A 2626-nucleotide genomic window follows, 5' to 3' on the forward strand; every position below is an offset into this window, starting at 1 on the left:
GCCGGGATCGGGCTCGTCGAATACATATTTCCCCTCGAAATACCCGGTCTTCCAGGCGTCGATCGCATCGCCGCACGCCTCGTCGACCTGAGCACCATACCACTTCGTAACGATGCGATAGACCTTGCCAAATAGCGCGGTGCCCATCCTGATATTGGCGCAGGCGTCGACCACATCGGGCTTGAGCGCCGAGACGTCGGTGATACCGAGCCCGGCTGGATATTGAGTCACCCCAACGCGGACCATCGCTTGGCCGACGTAATGGCGGACCAGCTCCACGGCATCATCCGGCGTCTTGGGCGGCGTCACCAGAATGACGCGGTTGCCGGTCCGGACGGTGACCGCGAGCGGATCGGGTGACCCCACCGTGCGGATGAATCTTTCGACGATCGCGGGCTTCAGACCCGGATCGGCGCATTGATGAATGGTGGTGGCATCGATCATGCTGATCCCCTTCAGGTGTTGAACGAGAGCACGAGCGGCAGGGCGAACAGGCGCGCCCAGGCTTGGGTGCTGGCTCTCTGAATCGCGAGGACGTTGGTGCCGGCGGTCCACCAGTCGTTGCCGATCGCGACAAGCACGTCGGGCGACTGGAGCATCGACTGCAGGACGGGCCAGACGAGCAGTTGCTCGTAACAGATCAAGGGCGCGATGCGCCGGCTGACGGACTCGACGACGGGATTGCCGAAGAAGCTGGCCTTTGCCCCGCCGCCCTTCCCGGTCCAAGCGAGCCAGGGTTGCCACATCGAGACCGGCACTGGCATGCGTTCGCCATAGAGCTGGCGTGCGCGGCCGGCGGCGATCTCCACCATGGCGTTGTCATAGCCTTCGCGATCGACGATCGCGGTACCGGCGATCACCGTCATCTCGGTGTTGCGCAGACCGTCCATCCAGAAGCCGCTGGTGGTCGGCGTCCCCAGCCCGGCCGCACTCTCGGGAAGCACGACAACGCGCGCGCCGGCCGCGCACGCTTCGCGCACGCGCTGGAGAAGCGCCTCGGATTGATCGAGGTCCAGAGCCCGGCCGAGCGCACTCCCAAGCCTGGTATCGAGGCCAGCCCATCCGGATGGTTGTGACGGCGCGATCCAGTGCGCGGCCGACCAGCCCCAGAAGCTGGCCGCGGCGATCGCCGCGACGGGCCACTTGCCAGTCGTCATGGTGAGCAGGATCGCTCCGGTCGCGCCCAGTCCCCACCATCCCCAGCCGGGGAACAGAACGCCGGCCGCCGTGATCGGCTGCGCCCATCCAACGATCCCGAAGGGCGGCACGCTCATCAGGACCGCTGCAAGGGCGAACCAAAGCGCCCTCTCCCATCCCGGCCGGCTTTGCCAAAGCGTGGCGTGAACAAGGACGAAGATGGCCGCCGCGCCGCTCCACAAGGCGATGCCGACGCCGAGATCAGTGCCGTAGAAATTGACGACGCCCTGCGGCAGCCCGCGCGATGCCGCAAGGAAATAGGCGGCGCTCACCACCGCTGAGATCGACCGTGACGGCGCGAACGCCCACAACGTCGGGAAGGCGCAGGCGAGCGGCAGGGCGAGCGCGTGACCGCACCAGGCAGCAGCCCCGACCGCGGCCGCGGCGACGACCATCGCGGCGGCGCGCCAGGCACTAGGGACCGATGGTGAGGATCGGCCGGGCGAGGCCGAGAATGCCCGATGACGGGATCGGGCCAAAGTAGCGGGAATCATAGGAGCCTACGAAGTCAGAGTGGAGATAGAGCTCGCCGGCGGGAATGACGCCGCCGGTAAATGGTGCGAGAGGACGGCCGGCGGCATCCATGTGCCGGACATCGGAATCGGGGAGCGGACGACCGTCGATCGAGACCTGTTCGGCGACATCGACCTGTTGGCCGCCGACGGCGGCGACGGTCTTGATGAGTGGGCTCAGTCCCCCGGCGCAAAGTCCGCGCCGGATGTAACCGCGCGCGAAGGCGCGTTCGAACTCGGCCGTATCGGGTGGACAGATGAAGACGAGATCGCCGGCGGCGGGCTCACGATCCAGGATCTCGATCCGCCAGAGACCGCGCGGATAGCTCGGCGTCATGTTAATGCGCAGTCCGGCGCCCCAGCCGGCGCCTGCCACGGTGGCGACGAGGCCGGCGCTGATCGCCAAGATCGCTAGAGGGGAGCGTCGAATGCTCATTTCAGGGTCTGTCCCCGGCTCTGGGTCAGACGCTGCGCCTCGGCCTGTTTGAGGGCCTGCGCGGTGCGTTCCCCTGCTGCGAGCTGCTGCGCCGCGCGCATGGCTGGCCAGGCTTCTTTCAGTTGCTCGCGCCGCGCCGGATCCATGCCGGTCGCCGCCTTCTCGAAGGCCTGGCCCTTCGCTTCGCTGGCCGCGTTCGGCAGGAACGTGCGATCGCCAAAGCGCTCAGCGATCGCCTTGTTGAAGCCGTCGATCTCCGCCTTCACCATCCTGTCCGCGAGCGCAAATTCGAGCGCGCTCGGCAGGTCGTTGCGGTCGATGGCATCGCGCACGCGCTCGAGCACGCGACGCGCGTCGCGCGACAAAGCGGGGATGTCGATCGCCACACGATGCCGGATCACGCGTTCCTCGGTCTCATGCTTGTGCTCGGCCTCGGCCCGAAGACGCAAGTAACGCTCGATGTCGCGTTTGAGCGCGGGCG

At 67.1% G+C, this 2626-nt stretch carries 3 protein-coding genes and 1 pseudogene; all 4 read right to left on the bottom strand.

The annotated features are described in order from the left end of the window. Nucleotides 1–444, bottom strand: a 444-nt coding sequence (locus CWO89_RS42920; protein WP_130584231.1) for a lysozyme family protein, incomplete at its 3' end; no start/stop codon positions are given. A gap of 11 nt (nucleotides 445–455) precedes the next feature. Further along, a complete protein-coding gene (locus tag CWO89_RS42925; RefSeq protein ID WP_283813586.1) occupies nucleotides 456–1691 on the bottom strand; it encodes a conjugal transfer protein TraB in 1236 nt (411 codons plus the stop codon). Then, on the bottom strand, nucleotides 1612–2145 hold the full coding sequence (gene traF / locus CWO89_RS42930; protein WP_130584233.1) for a conjugative transfer signal peptidase TraF: 534 nt from the start codon (nucleotides 2143–2145) through the stop codon (nucleotides 1612–1614). The genes CWO89_RS42925 and traF overlap by 80 nt, the downstream gene beginning before the upstream one ends. Next, a pseudogene (locus tag CWO89_RS42935) lies at nucleotides 2142–2626 on the bottom strand (Ti-type conjugative transfer relaxase TraA); the annotation flags it as partial. The pseudogene CWO89_RS42935 and the gene traF, both read right to left, overlap by 4 nt.

The organism is Bradyrhizobium sp. Leo170, assembly GCF_004296405.1.
In the GTDB taxonomy this organism is placed as follows: domain Bacteria; phylum Pseudomonadota; class Alphaproteobacteria; order Rhizobiales; family Xanthobacteraceae; genus Bradyrhizobium.

What these genes read in the sequence shown, in the direction of transcription:
- CWO89_RS42925 (WP_283813586.1), bottom strand. Translation starts at nt 1,691, where the DNA reads ATGATTCCCGCTACTTTGGCCCGATCCCGTCATCGGGCATTCTCGGCC.
- traF (WP_130584233.1), bottom strand. Translation starts at nt 2,145, where the DNA reads ATGAGCATTCGACGCTCCCCTCTAGCGATCTTGGCGATCAGCGCCGGC.